Raw genomic sequence first — 20,847 nt, 5'->3', positions numbered from 1 at the left:
TTACTGCATTATACGCATCAGCAGACCGGAACTGCCATTGCGCCATGCGCCAGGCAGTAGCGCAGCCAGTCTGCAAGAAACTGGTTTATCTGATGCTTTTCATCGCGCTGATGCAATTTTTTATTAGGATAATCATAGCGCGCTTTGAAGCGATAGATCTGTTGAGTTGAACACACTTCGGCGACCATCGCATCGTGATAGAGCCGGACCGACATTGAGGGCAGGCTCCAGTAACTCACGGCAGGCGCGACCTGGCGGATCTCCACCAGCGTGGTGTAGCGCGTCGACTCCTGAATCGTCAGCTGATAACGGGCGCCACTCACCTGATAAATCACCGATTCGCCCGCCTCATCGTTGCGCGGCAGCAGGCGGCGTAACTGGGCGAAGTTGGTTTCGCAGAGCCGCATCATTTCGGGAAAGTCAGGGGTATAGCGCTGTTTCATTTTTGTATCCACTCTTCGCGTAGTTTTTCATGGTGCAACGCCAGCCATTGCAGGGCGATGACAGACGCCGCATTGTCGATTATCCCCTCTTCCACCCAGCGATAAGCCTGTTCGCGGCTCACCACATGCACAAGAATATCCTCATTCTCTTCCTCCAGACCATGGCATCCCTCTGCCTGGCTGGCATCCACTTCCCCAATCAGCACCGACAGACGTTCGCTGGTGCCACCAGGGCTGGCCAGATAGCTAAGCACAGGCTTAACCCGGCCAACGTCTAAACCTGCTTCTTCAACGGCTTCACGGCGCGCAACCTGCTCAACCGATTCGCCGGGTTCAATAATGCCGGCGACCATCTCCAGCAGCCAGGGTGAAGCACTGCTGTCATAAGCCGGGATGCGGATCTGTTCAATCAGCACCACTTCATCGCGTAAGGGATCATAAGGTAGCAGCACGGCGGCATGTCCGCGCTCAAAAACTTCACGCTGCACTTCCCCACTCATTTCGCCATTAAACTGGCGGTGGCGGAAGTGGTAACGTTCGACGGAAAAAAAACCATCATAGACGGTTTCGCGTGCAATAATTTCTACATCGTTTTTTGTGAAAGTCACAGGGGATTTTTTTTCTTCCGGCATCATCAGGTTCCTTGTGCAGATTGGAGTGGAGCGAAAAAAGCCTGTAACTGTGCTCCATGTAAGTAGTTCTTTCTGAATTATTTACGTAAATTAGGGGGAGAAGGCACGTTCAGCCAACTTATCTCACAGTTGCCCTCTGCTAGAATCGGCGATAATTTTTTGGCTTACCCGGCAGCGCACCCACTGCAATTTGCTGCAACAAAAGGAATGCAAATGAAAAAACTGCTCCCATTTTTTATTGGGCTGAGCCTGGGCGGTTTCAGCTTCGCCAGCCAGGCAGAAGACCTGCTTCAGGTTTATCAACAAGCGCGTCTGAGCAACCCGGATCTGCGCAGTGCCGCTGCCGATCGCGATTCTGCTTTTGAGAAAATCAACGAAGCGCGCAGCCCCCTATTACCCCAGCTCGGCCTGGGTGCAGACTACACCTATAACAACGGCTATCGCGACAGCAGCGGTCTTCATTCCAACACGACCAGCGGCTCGCTGCAATTAACCCAGACTATTTTCGACATGTCGAAATGGCGCGCGCTGACCCTGCAGGAAAAAGCAGCCGGTATTCAGGATGTCACCTATCAGGTCGCACAGCAGGATCTGATACTGAACACCGCGACCGCCTACTTCAACGTGCTGAAAGCGATTGATACGCTTTCTTACACCGAAGCGCAGAAACAGTCGATCTATCGCGAGCTGGATCAGACCACGCAGCGCTTTAACGTTGGCCTGGTTGCCATCACTGACGTACAGAACGCCCGCGCGCAATATGACAGCGTACTGGCCAATGAAGTCACCGCGCGTAACAACCTTGATAATAACGTAGAAACGCTACGTCAGATCACCGGTATGGATTACATGTCGCTGGCTTCGCTGAGTATCGATCGCTTCAGAACCGATAAGCCCGAAGCGGTCAGTGCGCTGCTTAAACAGGCTGAAAGCCGTAACCTGTCGCTGCTCTCTGCACGTCTGAATCAGGATTTAGCCCGTGAGCAGATTCGCTCTGCAGAAACAGGTCATATGCCGACGCTGGATTTGACCGCCTCTACCGGCATGTCGAACAGCAAATATGGCGGCAGCCGTGCCAATCAGAGCCAGGGGTCTACTGACTCGATTACCGGTTCAAATCAGGTTGGCCTGAGCTTCTCTCTGCCACTCTATAGCGGCGGTAGCGTCACCTCTCAGGTAAAACAGGCGCAGTACAGCTTCGTCAGCGCCAGCGAATCGCTGGAAAGCGCGCACCGCTCAGCCGTCCAGACGGTACGTTCATCGTTTAACAACGTGAATGCGTCTATCAGCAGCATCAACGCCTACAAACAGGCCGTCGTTTCTGCACAAAGCTCTCTGGATGCGTCAGAAGCAGGCTATCAGGTGGGTACGCGTACTATCGTCGATGTGCTCGATGCGACTACCGTGCTCTATAACGCGAAGCAGCAGCTTTCCGATGCGCGCTATAGCTACCTGATTAACCAGCTGAATATCAGCTATGCGCTGGGTACGCTCAATGAGCAGAGCCTGCAGAAACTGAACAGTCAGTTGGGTAAAGAGATCCCGACGTCACCGGAAACCGTGGCACCGGAAAATGCCCAGCAGACCGCACGTGTGGATAGCGGTCCGGCGGCAACCGGCTCTTCTGAGGCAGCGCGTCCTGCAGCTCGCCACAGCAGCGGTAATCCTTTCGGTAATTAATCTGCGGGCGGGCTGCTTTGCGGCCCGCCTCTCTGTTGAACGTATAACTAAGTAAAGATCCCTGTTGTATCAGGCCTCCAGCTTCAATTTTACCCCCCCATCCCCTATTCTATGCGCTACCTTTGGGCACAGGATAATCATAATGAAACGCACAAAATCTATTCGCTATGCCGCTTTTCGTAAGAGCTGGCAGGCACGCCATTTAACGCCCGTTGCTATCGCCGTTTCGGCGGTATTTATGCTGGCTGGCTGTGAACAGAACGATGAAACGGTTTCGATGTACCAGAACGCCGATGACTGTTCGAAAGCCAATCCGGGCCAGAGTGCGCAATGTACCACCGCATTCAATGAGGCTAAAAAAGAGGCGGAACGCACCGCGCCAAAATATGCCACCCGTGAAGATTGTGTCGCTGAATTTGGCGAAAACCAGTGTCAGCAGACACCGGCTCAGGCAGGTGTAGGCACCACCAATGCGGAATCACAGCAGAGCGGCGGAAGCTTCTGGATGCCACTGATGGCGGGTTACATGATGGGCCGCATGATGGGCGGTGGTTCAGGCTTTGCGCAGCAACCGCTGTTCTCGCCGAAAAATGCCCGTAGCCCGGCCAATGGTCAGTTTGTTGATGCATCGGGCCGTAACTACGGCGCAGCTACCTCCGGCAAAACCATGACCGTGCCGAAAACGGCGCTGGCACCAAAACCGGCCACCACGTCGACCATTACCCGTGGTGGCTTCGGTGAAACCGTCGCGAAGCAGAACAGCATGCAGCGCAGCAGCGCCACCGGCACCTCCAGCCGCTCAATGGGAGGCTAACGCCCCGATGGAACGCATTGCCATTTCAGAGCGCCCAGGCTGGCGCGAAAAAGCCACCGAGTTCGGTTTTCGTTTTCACACCATGCATGGCGAACCCTACTGGTGTGAAGAGGCCTATTACCAGTTCACGCTGGCGCAAATCGAGCATCTGGAAGAGGTCACCGCCGAGTTGCATCAGATGTGCCTGCAGGTGGTGGAAAAAGTGGTCAACAGCGAAGCGCTGCTGACTAAATTCCGCATCCCTAAGCATACCTGGGATTTCGTGCGCGATTCATGGCATCAGCGTCAGCCATCGCTGTACTCTCGTCTGGATCTCGCCTGGGATGGCAAGGGTGATGTGAAGCTGCTGGAGAACAATGCTGATACGCCGACCTCGCTGTATGAAGCAGCATTTTTCCAGTGGCTCTGGCTGGAAGACCAGCTTAATGCCGGTCAGCTCCCCGCTGGCAGCGATCAGTTTAATAGCCTGCAGGAAAAGCTGATTGAACGCTTTGCCGCGTTACATCAGCAGCACGGCTTTAACTGGCTGCACTTCGCCTGCTGCCGCGACACCGACGAAGATCGTGGCACCGTGCAGTACCTTCAGGATTGCGCTACCGAAGCGGGTCTGCCGAGTGAGTTTCTCTATATTGATGAGATTGGCCTGGGCGAAAAAGGTGAATTCACCGACGCTCATGATCAGGTGATTAGTAACCTGTTCAAGCTCTACCCATGGGAGTTCATGCTGCGTGAAATGTTCTCTACTAAGCTGGGCGATGCTGGCGTGCGCTGGCTGGAACCGGCATGGAAAAGCATCATTTCGAACAAAGCTCTTCTGCCGCTGCTGTGGGAGATGTTCCCGAATCACCCTAACCTGCTGCCCGCCTGGTTCGCGGAAGATGACGTGCCACACATGGAAAAATATGTGGTGAAGCCGCTGTTTTCACGTGAAGGGGCTAACATCCGCATCGTAGAGAATGGTCAGGAGATTGCCCGCGTTGATGGACCGTACGGCGAAGAGGGAATGATCGTCCAGCAGTTCCATCCGCTGCCAAAATTTGGCGACAGTTATACGCTGATTGGTAGCTGGCTGATCGACGATCAACCGGCTGGGATCGGCCTGCGTGAAGATCGCGACCTGATCACTCAGGATCTTTCCCGTTTCTATCCGCACGCCTTTATCGGTTAACGCACCGCGATAATAACAGGCCAGCTTCTGGCCTGTTTTCTCTCAGCTTCGCCCTAACCTACCTGAACCGACAGCATGCTGATAGCACCCATCTCCATGCCATCAACCGGAATACTGATGACGTCATCCGGCTGACGTGCGCCCAGCACATAGAGCAGCGGCAGATAGTGCTCAGGCGTCGGGTTAGAAAGTGCCGCGCCGGGATGATCCATAAAGTTAACCAGCGGATGAGAAGCTGCATCGCTCTGTACTGCAAGGTTATTGCGGACGAACTGTTCAAAACTGCTGGCCCACGGATAGACTTCGCTGTTGCCATCCCAGCGCACTTTACGCAGGTTGTGCACCACGTTGCCGCTGGCGACAATCATTACGCCCTGATCGCGCAGTGCAGACAGTTTCTGGCCCATCTCAAAATGCCATGACGCAGGTTTAGTGCCATCAACGCTGAGCTGTACCACCGGAATATCGGCATCCGGGTACATCTTAATCAGGACGCCCCAGGAGCCATGGTCCAGTCCCCAGTCCTGATCCAGCTTCACCTCAACGGGCGCTAACTGCTCCACCAGCTGCTGAGCAAGTTCAGGCGATCCGGGTGCCGGATAGCGCGTATCAAACAGCGCCTGTGGGAAGCCACCAAAATCATGAATGGTCTTCGGCTTTGCCATTGCCGTCACGGCGGTGCCACGCGTATACCAGTGCGCCGAAACCGCAATAATGGCGCGTGGACGTGGCAGCGTGTCGCCTGCGTGACGCCACGCGGCGGTATAGCGGTTCTCTTCAAGGGCATTCATCGGGCTGCCGTGGCCTAAAAACAGGGCTGGCATGCGTAACTGGCTCATTCGTACTCTCCGGCATCCGGTGGTTTAATAGCCACTACGATACGCGCATTTGCCAGGTTATCACGCGGATAACCATGATGATGATCACCAGGAAATTTGAATGAAATCTGACGTAACAGCTGGCACAGGTATTCAGCAGAGAGAAGTGTGGAAAAGCGAGAGTTCAGCCGGCGTCATGGCGGTATGAAAAAAATGAAACAGGCCCTGATCGGGGCCTGTTTATCGCAGCAGAAAGATTAACTGGCGTGGCGCGTTTCGTGCGTACGACGCCAGGCGATCAGATCTTCGATTGTCACTACCGGCATGTTGTGCTGACGCGCGAACGTAATCGCTTCAGGCGCATGGGCCATAGTGCCATCATCGTTAGTCAGTTCACACAGCACACCCGCAGGCTTAAAGCCGGCCAGAGTGACTAAATCGATGGTTGCTTCAGTGTGTCCGCCACGGGTTAACACGCCGCCTTCGCTGGCACGCAACGGGAAGACATGACCTGGGCGATGCAAATCGGCTGGTTTTGCATCGTCGGCAATCGCCGCGCGGATGGTGGTGATACGGTCCTGCGCGGAAACACCCGTCGTGACACCTTCTGCGGCCTCAATGGTCACGGTGAAGCCGGTGCCAAAGGAGCTGGTGTTGTTTTCTACCATCATCGGCAGGTCGAGCTGCTGGCGACGCGCTTCGGTCAGGCAGAGGCAGACGATGCCGCTGCCGTGACGAATAGTCAGTGCCATTTGTTCAACGGTCATGGTTTCTGCGGCGAAGATCATATCGCCTTCGTTTTCACGATTTTCATCGTCGAGTACCATCACACCGCGTCCCTCACGCAGGGCGGCGATAGCACGTTCTACACGCTGTTCAGGCGTGCCAAATTCAGAAAGTAGCGTCTGATTCATGGTAATAAAAACCTTAAAATGTATGGGTTACCAGAATCAGGGCGTGCTTAGGAGTGACGTCAAAAAGACGTGGCAATAACGTGATGCAGACACAATTGTCCGACAGATGTCGTTACCCTCTCCCATCCGGACTGTAACCGTCGGCCCCGGAATTACACCGGATCTGCTGACCTTTATCTCTCTTTTCATCAAGATAAAGCGCTCGCGGGCTTTCAGCCAAAGCTGATTTACCGCCGGTGGGGAATTGCGCCCCGCCCTGAGAATAAGCCTTTCAACTATAACGCCGATCGTTTGAGGCGGCAATCATCAATAGCGCAATTGCTTTTGCATTTCCTGCGTTACGGATTTGAGGTTTATCCTTTTCATTTCTGGCATTACACTTAACACTTATTACGTTGGTAAACACGCTGACACAGCTCCCCGTAACCAGGAAATCATCATGATCGACACGAAAAAAATTGAACAACTTGCCCGTCAGGTTCACGAAGCGATGCCTAAAGGTGTTCGTGAGTTTGGTGATGATGTCGAAAAGAAAGTTCGTCAGGTTCTTCAGGCGCAGCTGACCCGGATGGATCTGGTCAACCGTGAAGAGTTTGATGTGCAGACGCAGGTATTACTGCGTACGCGGGAGAAACTGGCGGCGCTGGAGCAGCGTCTGGCCCAGCTGGAAAGTCAGGGTTCATCAGCGGGTACGCCTCCGACGGCAACCGCACCGGCAACACCTGTTGCAGCGGCCACACCATCTGCTTCAGTAGCCACCTCACCCGCTGTTTCACCGCCACCGGTTGCCGATGTCGTGAAACCTGTTCCGGACAACAAGTCAGAATAAGCGTTAAGCGGGAGCCAGGCTCCCGCTTACCCTCTGCGTTAGCTGCCGCGAATGGTTTTGATGATGTTGGTAGTGGAGATACCATCTTCGAAGTTCAGCACCTGCACGTCGCCGCCATTTGCCCAGACTTCTTTACTGCCCGCGATATCTTCCGGCTTGTAATCACCGCCTTTGACCAGCAGGTCAGGCAGAATGCCCGCAATCAGCCTCTGCGGCGTATCCTCTTCAAATACGACCACCCAGTCGACCGCTTCCAGCGCACCCAGCACGATCATCCGGTTTTCCTGCGGATTGACCGGACGGCTTTCACCTTTCAGACGCTTAGTCGACGCATCGCTGTTCACCGCAACGATCAGTCGATCGCCGAGCTTGCGGGCGTTGGCCAGATAAGAGACATGTCCCGCATGCAGAATGTCGAACACGCCGTTAGTCATCACCACTTTTTCGCCACGACGGCGGGCCATCTCAACGGCGGCTTTTAACTGCGCTTCCGTCATGATGCCAAAACCCTGTTCCGGGCGGGCATGAATCGCATTTTCCAGTTCAACGGTGCTGACGGTCGAGGTACCGAGTTTACCCACCACCACGCCCGCTGCCGCGTTGGCCAGGAAACAGGCTTCTTCCAGCGAGTCGCCGGCTGCCAGCGCTGCCGCCAGCACGCCAATCACCGTATCGCCGGCACCGGTGACGTCATAGACTTCCTGCGCCTGGGTTGGCAGATGCAGAGGCGCTTTGCCCGGCTGCAGCAGCGTCATACCGTTTTCGGAACGGGTCACCAGCAGTGCGGAGAGATCAAAATCCGCGATCAGTTGGGTGCCACGCGCCACGATCTCCTCTTCGTTTTTGCATTTGCCGACCACGGCTTCAAATTCGGAGAGGTTCGGCGTCAGCAGCGTCGCGCCACGGTAGCGCGCAAAATCAGTGCCTTTCGGATCGATCAATACCGGCACGCCCGCTTCGCGCGCAAGGGTAATCATGGTCTGCACGCTGGAGAGCGCGCCTTTGGCATAATCGGACAGCACCAGCGCACCCGCTGCGGCCAGTGAATCACGCATTTTCTGATGAATTGGCTCCGGATCGACCTGTTCAAAGCCCTCTTCAAAGTCGAGGCGGATCAGCTGCTGGTTGCGGGAAAGCACGCGCAGTTTGGTAATGGTCGGATGGCTTTTGACCGCCACGAAGTCACAATGAACGTTGACGTCTTTCAGCGTGTTGCTCAACACGCGCGCCGCATCATCTTCGCCGGTCAGGCCGATTAGCCGGGACGCGGCACCGAGTGCTGCAATGTTCATCGCTACGTTTGCCGCGCCGCCAGGGCGCTCTTCAACCGTGTCCACTTTCACCACCGGAACCGGTGCTTCAGGGGAGATACGGCTGGTTGGGCCATACCAGTAACGATCCAACATTACATCGCCAACAACCAGCACTGAGGCTTGGCCGAACGCGGGCAGAGTCACTTTCATTCCAGACACTCCAGACTGCATTAAAAATAGTGCGCGGATGATAGCACAGTTGCGATTTGTGCTATCAGCATCACGCCAGGATAGACGCAGGCGTTATCAGCCAGCGCTGCCAGCTGTTCAGAACCGTCTGCCGCTCCGCTGCGTAAGCCTCTGGCTCAACGTGGCCCGGCAGCTCCTGCAGGGCGCGATGGTGCAGGGCGTCGCGCAGCGTGACATAAGCCTGCGTCAGCGCCTGCGCTTCATCGGCGGGCATTTTATGGTACTTCGCCATCAGCTCGAAAATGCGCACATTGTCAGACCAGCGCGTCAGTTCAGGCTGCTCAGCGGCGTAGCGTAAGACAAGATATTGGGCGATGAATTCAATATCGGTGATGCCTCCCGCATCGGCTTTGATATCCCAGCGACCTTTATGTTTGTTGCTGAGGTGAGCGCGCATCTTTTCACGCATCTCACGCACTTCGGTTTGCAGCGCGTCTGCAGGACGTGGCAGCGACAGAATCGTCTGACGAATCGCGTTGAAACGGTCACCCAGTGCCGCCTCACCAAACACCACGCGCGCCCGGACCAGCGCCTGATGTTCCCATGTCCAGGCTTCACTGCGCTGATACTCTTCAAATGCCTCAAAGGTACTGACCAGCATCCCCGCCGCGCCAGAAGGACGCAGCCGCGCGTCCACTTCGTAGAGAATGCCGGAGGCAGTGCGGGTACTAAAGAGATGCATAATGCGCTGAGCGAGCCGCAGATAGAACTGACGACCATCGATGCTGCGATCCCCTTCGGTCACGGCGTCTGCCGGACAGTCATGCAGGAAGACTAAATCGAGGTCAGAACTGTAACCCAGCTCCCAGCCACCCAGTTTGCCGTAACCCAGCACCGCAAAACCGCGTTCATGTTCATTGCTCAGGTGAGAGGGACGACCGTAGCGCTGCACCATCATGTTCCACGCCTGACGCACCACAGAGTCGATGATTGCTTCCGCCAGCCAGGTGAGATGATCGCTGACTTTCATCACCGGCAGCGTGCCCGCGATGTCAGCAGCAGCGATACGCAGATGCTGCGCCTGCTTAAACTGCCGCACCGCTTCCAGCTGCTGCTCCTCATCCTCAGTGGGGATGCGCAGCAGATACTGCCGCAGCTCGTCACGATAGGCGTCGGTGGCAGTCGGCTGATAGAGCGTGGCGGGATCGAGCAGTTCATCCAGCAACAGGGGGTGACGCGCCAGCTGGCTGGCTACCATCGGTGAGGCCGCACACAGGCGAATCAGGTGACGCAGGGCACCGTGATATTCGGTCAGCAGCTCCAGATAGGTGCTGCGGGTCAGCACGCCGAGCAGCAGTGGCGTCAGACGGCTCAGCGTGACCGCCGCGTCTTCACGCGGGCAGACCTCGCTCAGCAGGCGCGGCATCAGCTGATCCAGCGCCTGACGGCCACGCGGGCCGATGGTGCGCCGGCTGATGTCCTGACGAAACGCCTCCAGCGTCTGATGCAGCGTAAGCCGCTGATCGTCGCTGAGCTGCGGCACCAGCGGAGCCAGTTCACTATCTTCCAGCTGGTCCTGCCACAGCACCTGAAACTCCGCCAGCTCACGCTGATCGCCAATCTCAGGCGTATCTTCCCCAATCAGCTCATCAAAGATTGTCCGTACCGCTGCCATCTGAGCATCAAGTTGGGTCATCAGCGCAGGCCAGTCGGCACAATCCATCGCCCACGCCAGCCGGGCGCGATGCAGCTCATCCTCGGGCAGCGTCTGGGTCTGCTCGTCACCCAGGCTTTGCAGCAGATTCTCCAGCCGCCGCAGGAACAGATAGGCGTCACGCAGCGCATCCACCTGCTCAGCAGGCAGCAGGGCCAGCGTTTTGATCGCCTCAAGCGTCGGCAGCAGCGAACGCAACTGAAGCGAGCGTTCACGTCCGCCGCGAATCAGCTGGAACACCTGCACGATAAACTCGGTTTCACGGATGCCGCCCGCGCCGAGTTTGATATTGTTTTTCAGCCCGCGTCGCCGGACTTCACGGCTGATCATCCCTTTCATGTTACGCAGCGACTGGATCACGCTGAAATCGATGTAACGCCGATATACGAACGGCCGCAGCATCTGCTGCAGCTCCAGGCTCCAGCGGTCGTGGTCATTGCCCATCAGGCGGGCCTTGACCATGGCGTAACGCTCCCAGTCACGTCCCTGCTCCTGGTAGTAATCTTCCAGTGCGGCAAAGCTCATGACCAGCGGACCGCTGTCGCCAAACGGCCGCAGCCGCATATCCACACGGTAGACAAAGCCATCCATGGTGGGTTGATCCAGGACTTTGATCAGCCGCTGGCCCATACGGGTAAAGAACTGAGCATTATCGAGCTCACGCCGTCCGCCGCGCGTGGTGCCGTTTTCTGGCCAGGCGAAAATAAGGTCAATGTCAGAGGAGAAGTTCAGTTCACCGCCACCCAGCTTGCCCATGCCCAGAATCAGCAGCGGCTGAGCGTCGCCATCGGCATTACAGGGCGTACCAAAATCACGGCAGCAATCCTGATATACCCAGTCGCGCGCCCTGCTGACCAGCACCTCAGCTAAGACACTAAGCTGTTGCAGACTCTGTTCAGTCGTGGCGTGTTGCAGAGCCTGCATCCAGGCGATACGCACCAGCATACGGCGGCGAAACAGCCGCAGTTCGCGCATCAGGCTCGCTTCACTGTCAATGCCGCTGAGTACCTCATTTAGCCATACAGCGTAGTGCTGCCACTCATCAGGCTGCAGCGGCTGGTCGAGCATCGTCTGCCACCAGTCGGGATGTTGTTGCAGGTTTTCCAGCACGAAATCGCTGAAAGCCAGCCCGGCGGCCTGCTCCGGGCTAAGCGAAGTCGGCGGAACCCCAAGCTGTCGGGCGGCCTGGTCGGCCTGGTCGCGTAGCAACGCGGGAAGTGCTGCCAACATAACGCCCTCCTTGATGGCGGTACGAATTACCCGTTAGCGGCTAGCGCCGCTGGTGAGCCAGAATGGCTGCTGTTTCAGTGCCTGCGACGTCAGCCAGGCTAATCCGGATGACTGCTTTTCATGAATCGCCGACAGTAGTTGCTGCCAGGGTTCGAGCCAGGCCATCACCGTTTCCACGGGATAGGAACCCGCCAGCAGGTGCACCGTCAGCAGCTGACGCGCCAGACGGGTAGCTTTGTCCTGATACTCATTGGGCTGTTTGACCGTGATGAATGTCTCTCTCAGATCGGCATTGACGCGGCTCAGCATGATGTCGCTGAAACGCTTAAACGAACCCTGCAGCTTGGCTTCTCCTTTGGCATCGATCCACTGACGCCACTGAGACTCCGCCAGCCAGTGGGTCAGCGCCAGCTGCGTTTCAACCGAGAGGGAAGATAAGCAGAACGTCGCCGCCTCCTGCTCTTCGTTTACCAGCGTCTCTTCCAGCGTGGTCAGCTGCTGACGCAGAGCACTGCTGGCTTTGCGTGGCACCAGCGCACCAAACAGGCTGAACGCCTGACGCAACAGATCCAGCGCTTCGCGCACTGCATCCTGCGCCGCCGCGTTGCCGCGCAGCCAGACTTCTTCATGATATTGCCAGTGACGCAGCCCCGCCGACATTGAAGCGACCATGCCCTGCTCAACGGTCGCTTTAGCGCCTGCTTTCAGCAGCGGGAAAGCCTCAATCTGGCGCGGCGGATTACCCTGCGCCAGTTGATAACCGCGGGCGGCTTTGCTCAGGCTGCCCATACGCAGACCGCCCAGCGCCACCAGTTGCTGCGCAAAGGCCAGCAGATCCTGGCGTTCGCCACTTTTCAGCTCCAGTTCGATCTCGCACAGCGGTTCGCTGAGCTCACCCGCCGTGACCGCACCCTGATCAAATGCGACTTCAATTTCACTATTGCCTGTGGTGATCAGCCAGACTTCGCGCTGGAAATGGGTGGTGAATAGCGGCTGTAACCGCTGTTGCAACGCCGCGACATCAGTGCCCTTAGGCCAGATCTCTGCGGGCAGGCGCGCAATATCCAGCACCGGCTCGCTGAGCTCAACGTTATATTCCGGACGCTGATGCAGGCCGCCGAGCGTCTGCCCCGCCGCTTTCAGCGTCATTTCATAACGCTGGTCGACGCCACGGATACGTAATCCCATGTCCCAGCGCCGAAGCTGGTTGTCGTCAGTTTCGAAGTAGATGTTGGTCAGCTCGCGAGCAGCCTGATGCTGATGCGGCAGAGTGGAGAGCAGTTCAGCCAGTTTCCCGGCTGCCTGTGGAGTTGCAATGAACTTTAGTTCGATTTCGATGGTCATAATTTTTTATTCACTACGCCGCTGGCACTTAAGAGGGTTTTTCCTGCATATTTCAGGCGATTATCAGCAGGTTACTCACGCTGCCGCCTGGAGGGCAAGGGGTTTATGAGGCGAAGATTAATGCACAGAAGCCGCGCTGTCTCTGCTTTCTTTGCTCTTTCGCAGACCTTTTCGCACTCTCATGAGACCAGGATAGTTCTCATTCAGATTTATGCGAGGCCTCTCCAGACTGTGCCGGTAAATTTTAAGTCAGACTAAGCCAAACGAAATCGAATGAAAAAAATCACACTCGCTGGACTCACTTTGCTGGCCCTCAGCACCCTTGCACCTGCCCATGCCGACGAAAAACGCTATGTTTCTGATGAACTCTCAACCTGGGTCCGCAGCGGGCCGGGCGATCAGTTCCGCCTGCTCGGTAAGCTGAACGCCGGGGAAGAGGTGCAGCTGCTACAGACTAACAATGACACCCATTATGGCCAGATCCGTGATTCGGAAGGCCGCACCACCTGGATCCCCCTGTCGCAGCTCAGTGCCAATCCGAGCCTGCGTACCCGGGTGCCGCAGCTTGAGCAGCAGGTGAAAGATCTGACGGCCAAGCTGGATAACATCGACAACAGCTGGAATCAGCGTACTGCTGAGATGCAGAACAAAGTCGCCAGCAGCGACGGCGTGATCAACGGGCTGAAAGGCGAGAATCAGAAGCTGAAAAATGAGCTGATCGTCGCCCAGAAGAAAGTCAGCGCCGCTAACGTTCAGCTGGATGACAAGCAGCGCACCATCATCATGCAGTGGTTTATGTATGGCGGAGGCGTGCTGGGTGTTGGCCTGCTGCTGGGACTCTTATTGCCGCACATGCTGCCGCGCCGTAAGAAAAGCGATCGCTGGATGAACTGACCCCCTTCTGTCGGGTTTGAGCAGGGGATCGCAGGATCCCCCTTTTGGCATGTCTGCAATCCGGGGAATCTGTGCAACAATAAAATGAGATGCACCGCTGATTTCAGGCGCGGGATACGCCCGGCGTGCAGGTCATTTCTTTTTCTCTGGAGTTTTGCGTGAAGACGTTTCTTGTTGGCGGTGCGGTGCGTGATGCGCTGCTGAATCTGCCGGTTACAGACAAAGATTGGGTGGTAACAGGCTCCACGCCCGAAGTCATGCTTGAGCAGGGTTATCAACAGGTCGGTCGCGATTTTCCCGTTTTCCTGCATCCCGTCAGTCGCGAAGAGTATGCGCTGGCCCGGACCGAGCGGAAAAACGGGAAAGGCTACACCGGCTTTGTCACCTGGTCTGCGCCCGACGTGACGCTGGAGCAGGACTTACAGCGCCGCGATCTGACCATCAATGCTATTGCGCAGGATGAAAACGGCGAGCTGGTTGATCCCTACAACGGCCAGCGTGATATTGCCCAGCGCCTGCTGCGTCATGTCTCGGAAGCCTTCAGTGAAGATCCGCTGCGGGTATTGCGCGTTGCGCGCTTTGCTGCGCGTTTTGCCCATCTCAACTTTCGTATTGCTCCCGAAACCCAGCAGCTGATGCAGCAGATGGCCGAAAGCGGTGAGCTGTCGAATCTCACTGCCGAACGGGTGTGGAAAGAGACGGAAAAAGCGCTGAGTTCACGCAATCCGCAGGTCTATTTTCAGGTTCTGCGAGACTGCGGTGCGCTGCAGGTACTGTTTCCTGAGCTGGATAATCTGTTTGGTATTCCTGCACCGATTAAGTGGCACCCGGAGATCGACACTGGCGTTCACACGCTGATGACACTGGCGATGGCCGCCGCGCTCTCCAGTGAGATCGATGTGCGCTTCGCCACACTGTTTCATGACGTCGGTAAAGCGCTGACGCCGCCTGAGCTGTGGCCGAGCCACCACGGTCATGGTCTGGCAGGCGTTCCGCTGGTCGAGGCGCTGTGCCAGCGGCTGCGGGTGCCCAACGCAATTCGCGATCTGGCGCTGATCGTGACCGAGTTTCACGACATTGTGCACACCATTGAGCGGCAATCTGCGGCGTCACTGGTAGCGCTGTTCGACCGCATCGATGCCTGGCGTAAGCCGCAGCGCGTTGAGCAGATGGCGCTGACCAGCGAAGCGGATGCGCGCGGGCGAGCCGGGCTGGAGAGTATGCCTTATCCGCAGGGCGACTATCTGCGTCGTGCTTTTGCGCTGGCGCAGGCGGTGCCGACCAAAGCGGTCATCGAAGCGGGATTCAAAGGAATGGAAGTGCGGGAAGAGATGACGCGACGACGCATTGCCGCCGTCGCGCAGGGTCTGGCGATCGGGCAGCCTGACTAGCAGGCTGCCACGGGTTTACATGAAGATCATGTAAACCGCTGCCGCCACGATAAAGCGGTAAATGGCGAACGAGACAAACGAGATGCGTTTGATCAGCTCAAGGAAAGCTTTAATCGCAATCAGCGCCACGATAAATGCCGTTACGAAGCCCACGGCGAACATCGGAAAGTCTGCCATGGTCAGGAAGCCGATGCTCTTGTACATGTCCAGTACGGTCGCACCCATCATCATTGGCACCGCCAGGATGAAGGAGAACTCTGACGCGGCATAGCGGCTCACACCCATCAGCATTCCGCCGGAGATGGTTGCACCGGAACGTGAGAAGCCCGGCCACAGCGCTAAGCACTGGAAGCAGCCAATCATGAAGGCCTGACGATAGGTAATATCATCGACGCCGACGGCTTTCGGCTGTTTTGGCTTAAGATACTCTGCGGCCAGCAGCAGCACACCCCCCACCACCAGCGCGTACATCACGTTGATCGGATTGAACAGCGTTTTGATCTGATCGTGCAGCACCAGACCCACTACCACAGCCGGAACCATACCCAGCAGGATATGGATCAGCGACAGGCGCCCGGTGCCGACACCTTCATGTTTGACTTCGCCAAAGTGAATGCCGATCAGGCCAAACAGACGGCGCCAGAACATCACTACTACAGCCAGAATCGATCCTAACTGGATCACAACTTCAAAGGTCTCGGCTTTTTCACCTTCAAAGCCCAGCAGGTGACCCACTATAATCATGTGCCCTGTGGAAGAGACCGGTAAAAATTCGGTCAGCCCTTCCACAACGCCCAGGATTGCAGCTACCCAAAGCTGATGAATATCTGCCATCAAATGTTCCCTCTATCCGTTTCAAAACCATTAAAAAGGCGGTAGCGCGTTGCTATCGCCTGAAATCATGCCGCAATTAGCCTGAATTAAACCTTAAGGTCCGCTCCGTTTCGCCTGCTGTAACGAAACGGTTCACGCTATGACAGACAGTAATTTGGTTTGGTTTCATTGTGATGGCAATCACATCGTATTTATTTAGGAATAGTCCCGCGCTCAATTCGCACGCCAACCTGCGCCGCCTGGGCTACAGCGCCCGGTTTGCTTACCTTTATGCGTACGCCAGGCGAATTGAAACGGTTCATCAACAGATCCGCGATTTCTTCAGCTACCCGCTCAACCAGGGCAAAACGCCCCCCGTTCAGATGGGTCAGAATCGCCGAGGAGACATCGGCATAGCTGAGACAATCTTTAACATCGTCGCTGCTGGCCGCCAGACGGTTATCCCAGGCCATTTCGACATCGAGCACCAGCTTCTGCTGTATACCCTGTTCCCAGTCGTAAACGCCAATGGTGGTGAACACCGTGAGTTGTTCTATAAATACGATATCCATGATGAGGGTCTCTGTTTTTGGCTAAGCCGGATACCACTTCCGGCGGATTATGCGTATTATCCACGGTTGATGAGATCAAAACGACCCTAAAGGGAACGGTACGGTGTTATGAGTGCTTTCGCGCTTGGTATGATTATTTTCGCGTATCTTTGCGGTTCGATTTCCAGTGCGATTCTGGTTTGCAAACTCGCTGGCCTGCCCGATCCCCGCACACACGGTTCCGGTAATCCGGGTGCCACCAACGTACTGCGTCTGGGCGGTAAAGCCGCAGCAGCAACCGTATTAGTGTTTGATGTGCTGAAGGGGATGGTGCCGGTCTGGCTGGCTTATCTGATGCACGTGACGCCGCTCTATCTTGGCCTGACCGCCATTGCCGCCTGTCTCGGACATATCTATCCGGTGTTCTTTCACTTCCGCGGAGGCAAAGGTGTGGCGACGGCATTTGGCGCGATTGCGCCGATTGGCTGGGACTTAACCGGGCTGGTCACCGGCACCTGGCTGCTCACGGTTTTACTCAGTGGCTATTCCTCGCTGGGGGCGATTGTCAGTGCACTGATCGCGCCATTCTATGTCTGGTGGTTCAAACCGCAGTTTACCTTTCCGGTGTCCATGCTCTCCTGTCTGATCCTGCTGCGTCATCACGATAATATTCAGCGGCTGTGGCGCGGTCAGGAAGGCAAAATCTGGAAGCGCAAAAAGAAATCTCAGCCATAAAAAAAGCCGGCAAGCCGGCTTTTTTTACGTCAGATGGCGGGCAACTCCGCCAGCGGCCAGCGCGGTCGCACGCTGACACTCAACTCGCCCCGCGTCCCGCCTTTTAACCGCACCATGCCCGCGTACGCGATCATCGCACCGTTGTCGGTACAGAACTCCGGGCGGGCGTAAAACACTTCGCCCCCGCGCTTTTGCATCATGACCGCCATCTGCTCGCGCAGTGTGCGGTTAGCGCTGACGCCACCGGCAATGACCAGACGCTTAAAGCCGGTCTGATCCAGCGCGCGCTTACATTTGATCGACAGCGTATCCACCACCGCATCTTCAAAGGCGCGGGCGATGTCAGCACGGGTCTGCGCATCATCAGGATTAGCGCGAATCGTATTCGCGGCAAAGGTTTTCAGGCCGGAGAAGCTGAAGTCCAGGCCCGGACGATCGGTCATCGGCCGCGGGAAGGTGAAACGCCCTGCCGTACCCTGCTGCGCCATCTTCGACAGCATCGGCCCGCCCGGATAATCCAGACCCAGCAGCTTCGCCGTCTTATCAAAGGCTTCGCCCGCTGCATCATCGATCGATTCACCCAGCAATTCATATTCACCGACGCCAGTGACACTAATCAGCTGGGTATGTCCGCCGGAGACCAGCAGTGCGACAAACGGAAATTCCGGTGGATTCTCTTCCAGCATCGGTGCCAGCAGGTGGCCTTCCATATGATGAACCGGCACGGCAGGCACTTTCCACGCAAACGCCAGCGCGCGGCCAATGGTGGCGCCGACCAGCAGCGCACCCACCAGTCCGGGACCGGCTGTGTAAGCCACGGCATCAATCTGTTGCGGTTCAAGCCCCGCCTCTTTCAGCGCCGCCTGAATCAGCGGCACGGTTTTACGCACGTGATCGCGTGAGGCCAGTTCCGGCACCACTCCGCCATAATCGGCGTGCAGTTTTACCTGGCTGTAGAGCTGGTTAGCCAGTAATCCAGCCTCGTCATCATAGATTGCGATGCCGGTTTCATCGCACGACGTTTCAATACCCAGAATTCGCATTGCATCACCTCATTCTTGCGGCGCGCAGTTTATCACAGCAATGTGATGTGCAGCGCGGGCATCCCGCGTAAAAAGTCATTTTCTGTCGGCTAAAGAGTGCGCTATACTCCCGCCCCTGGAAAAACCGGCAGCCGCACAGGCAAACGCTCCTGTTGGTTTCAAATTATCCATGGTGCTTTACAAACCAACATGAGTTGGAGTAAAATGCTGCACCATTTTGAAATGTGCTGGCGCCGCAGTCAGCAGCAAAACCGAATTTTATCGAGGTGAGAGTTACATGCCGGTAATTAAAGTACGTGAAAACGAGCCATTTGACGTAGCACTGCGTCGCTTCAAGCGTTCATGCGAGAAAGCAGGCGTTCTGGCTGAAGTTCGTCGTCGTGAGTTCTATGAAAAACCGACTACCGAACGTAAGCGCGCTAAAGCGTCAGCAGTTAAGCGTCACGCCAAGAAACTGGCTCGCGAAAACGCACGCCGTACTCGTCTGTACTAAGTCGTTCCGGAGGTCCGCCTCCACCGCGTGATTCACGCAGACAGAGTCAAGTAAAAGGCCGTGCTTTCCGAAAGGAAGCGCGGCTTGTTGCCGTTTATGAGCTGAAAATCTGGGGCGTATGGCTGGACGAATTCCACGCGTATTTATCAATGATTTACTTGCCCGCACGGATATCGTGGATCTTATCGATGCCCGCGTTAAGCTGAAAAAGCAGGGTAAGAATTTCCATGCGTGCTGTCCTTTCCATAATGAAAAAACGCCCTCTTTCACCGTAAACGGCGAAAAGCAGTTCTATCACTGTTTCGGCTGTGGTGCACACGGCAACGCTATCGACTTTTTAATGAACTTTGATCGTCTGGAGTTTGTTGAAAGTATTGAAGAGTTGGCCACTTCTCACGGTTTAGACGTGCCTTACGAAGCAGGCAGCGGGCCCAGCCAGATGGAACGCCATCAGCGCCAGAGCCTGTATCAGCTGATGGAGAACCTGAACGGTTTTTATCAGCAGGGTCTGCAGCAATCCAGTGCGCAGCCAGCACGCGACTATCTTGATCGTCGTGGTCTGAGCGCCGACATCATCAATCATTTCGCTATAGGTTATGCGCCAGCCGGCTGGGACAACGTTCTCAAACGTTTTGGCAAGCAATCGGAAGACCGCGAATCGTTGATGGAAGCGGGCATGCTGGTCAGCAATGACAAAGGCCGTACCTATGACCGGTTTCGCGACCGCGTCATGTTTCCGATCCGCGATAAACGCGGACGCGTCATCGGTTTTGGTGGTCGCGTACTGGGTAACGATACGCCGAAGTATCTGAACTCACCGGAAACCCCTATTTTCCATAAAGGCCGCCAGCTTTATGGCCTGTATGAAGCAGTTAAGAACCATCCTGAACCCGCCCGCCTGTTAGTGGTCGAGGGATACATGGACGTGGTTGCGCTGGCGCAGTACGGCATCGATTATGCTGTTGCGTCGTTAGGCACCTCCACCACGGCTGAACACATTCAGTTGCTGTTTCGCAGTACCGACACCGTGATCTGCTGTTACGACGGCGACAGGGCGGGTCGTGAAGCAGCATGGCGCGCGCTTGAGACCGCATTGCCCTACATGAATGATGGTCGTCAGCTACGCTTTATGTTTTTACCCGATGGTGAAGACCCGGATACGCTGGTACGTAAAGAGGGTAAAGCCGCCTTCGAAGCGAGGATGGAGCAGGCGATGCCGCTCTCTTCGTTTTTGTTTGATAGCCTGCTGCCGCAGGTTGACCTGAGCTCACGCGACGGAAAAGCGCGTCTGAGCACGCTGGCTTTACCGCTGATTACGCAGATCCCCGGTGAGACCTTACGTATTTATATGCGTCAGGAGCTGGGGAACAAGCTCGGTATTCTTGACGACAATCAGCTTGAAAAGCTGATGCCAAAGCTGGCCGCAAGCGGAACGGCGCCGGTTGCGCCACCGCTGAAACGGACCACCATGCGTGTGCTGGTAGCATTGCTTATTCAGAACCCGCAGCTGGCGACACTGGTGCCTTCGCTTGATGGGCTGTCTGAGTCAAAAATGCCGGGTTTACCGCTATTTGTTGAGTTAGTGGGTCGTTGTACTGAGAATCCTGGATTGACCACCGGACAGCTACTAGAGTTATATCGCGGAACAAATTTTAGTCAGACGCTTGAAACGCTGGCGATCTGGAACCACATGATAGTAGATGAAGAAGCCGAAGCGGTGTTTCAGGACTCGCTGGCCAGCATCTACGATTCTGCTCTTGAAGAGCGCCTGGAGTTTTTAATTGCGCGTGAGCGCACCCAGGGACTAAGCGCCGATGAGCGCCGTGAACTCTGGACACTCAGTCAGGCGTTTGCCAGGAAATAATTTAGCACGCTGCCCGTTCTGACGAAGGGCGGCGT

At 56.1% G+C, this 20,847-nt stretch carries 19 protein-coding genes and 1 riboswitch; of the genes, 9 read left to right on the top strand and 10 right to left on the bottom strand.

Going from position 1 to position 20,847, the window contains the following annotated elements; all coding sequences use genetic code 11:
• Window positions 1–17: 17 nt before the first annotated feature.
• Together IV493_RS02215 and nudF are read right to left on the bottom strand one after the other, a co-directional pair.
• Complete coding sequence (locus IV493_RS02215; protein WP_008925735.1) at window positions 18–443, bottom strand: DUF1249 family protein; 426 nt, start codon at window positions 441–443, stop codon at window positions 18–20.
• Window positions 440–1,075 carry an ADP-ribose diphosphatase gene (gene nudF / locus IV493_RS02210; RefSeq protein ID WP_195858144.1) on the bottom strand — a complete coding sequence of 212 codons (636 nt, stop codon included), beginning with the start codon at window positions 1,073–1,075 and terminating at the stop codon, window positions 440–442. The genes IV493_RS02215 and nudF overlap by 4 nt, the downstream gene beginning before the upstream one ends.
• Before the next feature lie 213 nt (window positions 1,076–1,288).
• Here nudF and tolC point away from each other — a divergent pair, with 213 nt between their 5' ends.
• From tolC to IV493_RS02195, 3 genes are all read left to right on the top strand, one after another.
• Window positions 1,289–2,755 carry an outer membrane channel protein TolC gene (gene tolC, locus IV493_RS02205; protein ID WP_095706657.1) on the top strand — a complete coding sequence of 489 codons (1,467 nt, stop codon included), beginning with the start codon at window positions 1,289–1,291 and terminating at the stop codon, window positions 2,753–2,755.
• 142 nt (window positions 2,756–2,897) lie between these two features.
• Complete coding sequence (locus tag IV493_RS02200) at window positions 2,898–3,569, top strand: DUF1190 family protein (RefSeq protein WP_033733914.1); 672 nt, start codon at window positions 2,898–2,900, stop codon at window positions 3,567–3,569.
• 7 nt (window positions 3,570–3,576) lie between these two features.
• The gene (locus tag IV493_RS02195) at window positions 3,577–4,737 is read left to right on the top strand and encodes a glutathionylspermidine synthase family protein (protein WP_013359058.1); all 1,161 of its coding nucleotides are present in this window, start codon (window positions 3,577–3,579) and stop codon (window positions 4,735–4,737) included.
• 53 nt (window positions 4,738–4,790) lie between these two features.
• Here the strand turns inward: IV493_RS02195 and ygiD are convergent, their stop codons facing one another.
• Together ygiD and ribB are read right to left on the bottom strand one after the other, a co-directional pair.
• A complete protein-coding gene (ygiD, locus tag IV493_RS02190; RefSeq protein WP_195857670.1) occupies window positions 4,791–5,576 on the bottom strand; it encodes a 4,5-DOPA dioxygenase extradiol in 786 nt (261 codons plus the stop codon).
• Between the two features lie 236 nt (window positions 5,577–5,812).
• Window positions 5,813–6,469: a 3,4-dihydroxy-2-butanone-4-phosphate synthase gene (gene ribB, locus IV493_RS02185; protein ID WP_033784063.1), complete on the bottom strand. Its 657-nt coding sequence runs from the start codon at window positions 6,467–6,469 to the stop codon at window positions 5,813–5,815.
• Between the two features lie 110 nt (window positions 6,470–6,579).
• Window positions 6,580–6,737, bottom strand: a riboswitch (FMN riboswitch).
• A gap of 171 nt (window positions 6,738–6,908) precedes the next feature.
• Between ribB and IV493_RS02180 the strand changes: the two genes are divergently transcribed.
• The gene (locus tag IV493_RS02180) at window positions 6,909–7,298 is read left to right on the top strand and encodes an accessory factor UbiK family protein (protein WP_195857669.1); all 390 of its coding nucleotides are present in this window, start codon (window positions 6,909–6,911) and stop codon (window positions 7,296–7,298) included.
• Window positions 7,299–7,336: 38 nt separating this feature from the next.
• Here the strand turns inward: IV493_RS02180 and hldE are convergent, their stop codons facing one another.
• From hldE to IV493_RS02165, 3 genes are all read right to left on the bottom strand, one after another.
• Window positions 7,337–8,761, bottom strand: coding sequence for a bifunctional D-glycero-beta-D-manno-heptose-7-phosphate kinase/D-glycero-beta-D-manno-heptose 1-phosphate adenylyltransferase HldE (gene hldE / locus IV493_RS02175; RefSeq protein ID WP_013359063.1), 1,425 nt, complete (start codon window positions 8,759–8,761; stop codon window positions 7,337–7,339).
• Window positions 8,762–8,831: 70 nt separating this feature from the next.
• The gene (glnE, locus tag IV493_RS02170) at window positions 8,832–11,684 is read right to left on the bottom strand and encodes a bifunctional [glutamate--ammonia ligase]-adenylyl-L-tyrosine phosphorylase/[glutamate--ammonia-ligase] adenylyltransferase (protein WP_195857668.1); all 2,853 of its coding nucleotides are present in this window, start codon (window positions 11,682–11,684) and stop codon (window positions 8,832–8,834) included.
• 33 nt (window positions 11,685–11,717) lie between these two features.
• On the bottom strand, window positions 11,718–13,028 hold the full coding sequence (locus tag IV493_RS02165; RefSeq protein WP_013359065.1) for an inorganic triphosphatase: 1,311 nt from the start codon (window positions 13,026–13,028) through the stop codon (window positions 11,718–11,720).
• A 273-nt stretch (window positions 13,029–13,301) separates the two neighbouring features.
• On the opposite strand from IV493_RS02165, the gene IV493_RS02160 reads away from it, so the two are divergent.
• Complete coding sequence (locus IV493_RS02160) at window positions 13,302–13,922, top strand: TIGR04211 family SH3 domain-containing protein (RefSeq protein WP_008925741.1); 621 nt, start codon at window positions 13,302–13,304, stop codon at window positions 13,920–13,922.
• Window positions 13,923–14,080: 158 nt separating this feature from the next.
• Window positions 14,081–15,313 (top strand): multifunctional CCA addition/repair protein, encoded by a 1,233-nt coding sequence (locus IV493_RS02155; protein ID WP_195857667.1) that lies wholly within the window; start codon window positions 14,081–14,083, stop codon window positions 15,311–15,313.
• A gap of 15 nt (window positions 15,314–15,328) precedes the next feature.
• Here the strand turns inward: IV493_RS02155 and bacA are convergent, their stop codons facing one another.
• Window positions 15,329–16,147 carry an undecaprenyl-diphosphate phosphatase gene (gene bacA, locus IV493_RS02150; protein ID WP_013359067.1) on the bottom strand — a complete coding sequence of 273 codons (819 nt, stop codon included), beginning with the start codon at window positions 16,145–16,147 and terminating at the stop codon, window positions 15,329–15,331.
• Between the two features lie 191 nt (window positions 16,148–16,338).
• Entirely contained in the window at window positions 16,339–16,698 is a 360-nt protein-coding gene (gene folB / locus IV493_RS02145; protein ID WP_013359068.1) for a bifunctional dihydroneopterin aldolase/7,8-dihydroneopterin epimerase, read from the bottom strand.
• 108 nt (window positions 16,699–16,806) lie between these two features.
• Between folB and plsY the strand changes: the two genes are divergently transcribed.
• A complete protein-coding gene (gene plsY / locus IV493_RS02140; protein WP_003848436.1) occupies window positions 16,807–17,412 on the top strand; it encodes a glycerol-3-phosphate 1-O-acyltransferase PlsY in 606 nt (201 codons plus the stop codon).
• Between the two features lie 29 nt (window positions 17,413–17,441).
• On the opposite strand, the gene tsaD is transcribed toward plsY, so the two are convergent.
• The gene (gene tsaD, locus IV493_RS02135) at window positions 17,442–18,455 is read right to left on the bottom strand and encodes a tRNA (adenosine(37)-N6)-threonylcarbamoyltransferase complex transferase subunit TsaD (RefSeq protein ID WP_013359069.1); all 1,014 of its coding nucleotides are present in this window, start codon (window positions 18,453–18,455) and stop codon (window positions 17,442–17,444) included.
• Between the two features lie 277 nt (window positions 18,456–18,732).
• Between tsaD and rpsU the strand changes: the two genes are divergently transcribed.
• Window positions 18,733–18,948 carry a 30S ribosomal protein S21 gene (gene rpsU, locus IV493_RS02130; RefSeq protein WP_001144069.1) on the top strand — a complete coding sequence of 72 codons (216 nt, stop codon included), beginning with the start codon at window positions 18,733–18,735 and terminating at the stop codon, window positions 18,946–18,948.
• 118 nt (window positions 18,949–19,066) lie between these two features.
• Window positions 19,067–20,812: a DNA primase gene (dnaG, locus tag IV493_RS02125; RefSeq protein WP_013359070.1), complete on the top strand. Its 1,746-nt coding sequence runs from the start codon at window positions 19,067–19,069 to the stop codon at window positions 20,810–20,812.
• Window positions 20,813–20,847: the final 35 nt, after the last annotated feature.

It is taken from the genome of Pantoea sp. SM3640, from assembly GCF_015654165.1.
GTDB classification, from domain to species: Bacteria; Pseudomonadota; Gammaproteobacteria; order Enterobacterales; family Enterobacteriaceae; genus Pantoea; species Pantoea vagans.
The sequence above is the reverse complement of the archived record's forward strand: the minus strand, read 5'-3'. Positions and strand labels throughout refer to the sequence as shown.

Coding starts and splice junctions, on each gene's coding strand:
- nudF (WP_195858144.1), bottom strand. CDS start 1,075: ATGCCGGAAGAAAAAAAATCCCCTGTGACTTTCACAAAAAACGATGTA.
- tsaD (WP_013359069.1), bottom strand. CDS start 18,455: ATGCGAATTCTGGGTATTGAAACGTCGTGCGATGAAACCGGCATCGCA.
- IV493_RS02195 (WP_013359058.1), top strand. CDS start 3,577: ATGGAACGCATTGCCATTTCAGAGCGCCCAGGCTGGCGCGAAAAAGCC.
- IV493_RS02200 (WP_033733914.1), top strand. CDS start 2,898: ATGAAACGCACAAAATCTATTCGCTATGCCGCTTTTCGTAAGAGCTGG.
- folB (WP_013359068.1), bottom strand. CDS start 16,698: ATGGATATCGTATTTATAGAACAACTCACGGTGTTCACCACCATTGGC.
- IV493_RS02160 (WP_008925741.1), top strand. CDS start 13,302: ATGAAAAAAATCACACTCGCTGGACTCACTTTGCTGGCCCTCAGCACC.
- glnE (WP_195857668.1), bottom strand. CDS start 11,684: ATGTTGGCAGCACTTCCCGCGTTGCTACGCGACCAGGCCGACCAGGCC.
- ribB (WP_033784063.1), bottom strand. CDS start 6,469: ATGAATCAGACGCTACTTTCTGAATTTGGCACGCCTGAACAGCGTGTA.
- ygiD (WP_195857670.1), bottom strand. CDS start 5,576: ATGAGCCAGTTACGCATGCCAGCCCTGTTTTTAGGCCACGGCAGCCCG.
- plsY (WP_003848436.1), top strand. CDS start 16,807: ATGAGTGCTTTCGCGCTTGGTATGATTATTTTCGCGTATCTTTGCGGT.
- hldE (WP_013359063.1), bottom strand. CDS start 8,761: ATGAAAGTGACTCTGCCCGCGTTCGGCCAAGCCTCAGTGCTGGTTGTT.
- IV493_RS02215 (WP_008925735.1), bottom strand. CDS start 443: ATGAAACAGCGCTATACCCCTGACTTTCCCGAAATGATGCGGCTCTGC.
- rpsU (WP_001144069.1), top strand. CDS start 18,733: ATGCCGGTAATTAAAGTACGTGAAAACGAGCCATTTGACGTAGCACTG.
- bacA (WP_013359067.1), bottom strand. CDS start 16,147: ATGGCAGATATTCATCAGCTTTGGGTAGCTGCAATCCTGGGCGTTGTG.
- dnaG (WP_013359070.1), top strand. CDS start 19,067: ATGGCTGGACGAATTCCACGCGTATTTATCAATGATTTACTTGCCCGC.
- tolC (WP_095706657.1), top strand. CDS start 1,289: ATGAAAAAACTGCTCCCATTTTTTATTGGGCTGAGCCTGGGCGGTTTC.
- IV493_RS02180 (WP_195857669.1), top strand. CDS start 6,909: ATGATCGACACGAAAAAAATTGAACAACTTGCCCGTCAGGTTCACGAA.
- IV493_RS02165 (WP_013359065.1), bottom strand. CDS start 13,028: ATGACCATCGAAATCGAACTAAAGTTCATTGCAACTCCACAGGCAGCC.